This is a genomic window from Caballeronia arvi (assembly GCF_001544695.2).
Taxonomy (GTDB): domain Bacteria; phylum Pseudomonadota; class Gammaproteobacteria; order Burkholderiales; family Burkholderiaceae; genus Caballeronia; species Caballeronia arvi.
The window spans coordinates 1-722 of record NZ_FCOM02000302.1; the positions used below are offsets into that span (position 1 = coordinate 1).

2 protein-coding genes are annotated in these 722 nt (G+C 63.3%); one reads left to right on the forward strand and one right to left on the reverse strand.

Going from position 1 to position 722, the window contains the following annotated elements; genetic code table 11:
* Nucleotides 1-300 (forward strand): glycosyltransferase family 2 protein (locus tag AWB74_RS46790; protein ID WP_407642559.1); only part of this gene is annotated, 300 nt, incomplete at its 5' end.
* 138 nt (nucleotides 301-438) lie between these two features.
* On the opposite strand, the gene AWB74_RS48165 is transcribed toward AWB74_RS46790, so the two are convergent.
* A partial coding sequence (locus tag AWB74_RS48165) for a hypothetical protein (protein ID WP_235024972.1) occupies nucleotides 439-722 on the reverse strand: 284 nt, incomplete at its 5' end.

The window sequence follows — 722 nt, forward strand, 5'->3', positions numbered from 1 at the left end:
GTGTTTCGCACGGACGTCTTCCGGCAAACGGGCGGCTACGAGCCGAGGCTTTTCATCGGCGGAGAAGAGGCGCTCGTCTCGCTGGATGTGCTTCGCGCGGGACACGAGATCGTCTATATCGATGAGATCGTTCTTCATCATCATCCTTCTCCGTTGCGCGACAGCGCGCAACGACGCAGGCTGCTCGCGCGCAACGCCGCGTGGGTCGCGTGGATGCGCCTGCCACTGGTCGAAGCGCTGCGCGCCACCCGCGACGCGATCGCTCTCCTGTCACGGAACCATCGCCGCTGCCCGATCTGAAAGAGTTGATCGCGGGCATCGCATGGGCACGTCGCAGACGACGCGTGATCGACGAGCGCGTGAGGCTCATGCGACGTCTCGTCCACGACGACGACGCACGCCGCGAAGCGCAGACGCCCGGCGAACGCGCTGTCGGTTCTACACGCGCCACGTAAAAGCGCGCGCGTCGCGCTTCGAACCAAACGACATTTGGTTCAACGCGCGACGAACCGAAAATCGTTTCGTACCTCTGCCGACACTCACAACGAGTGGCACGCCAAATGCTGAATCCGGAAGACTGATCCACGCGACTGCGCGCCGCGCTACACGCCAAAGGGGATCGCATACAGAGGGGCGCTCGTGAAGATCGCTTTGATCAGTGAACATGCGTCGCCGCTGGCGATCGCGGGCGGCGTCGACAGCGGCGGCCAGAATATTTACGT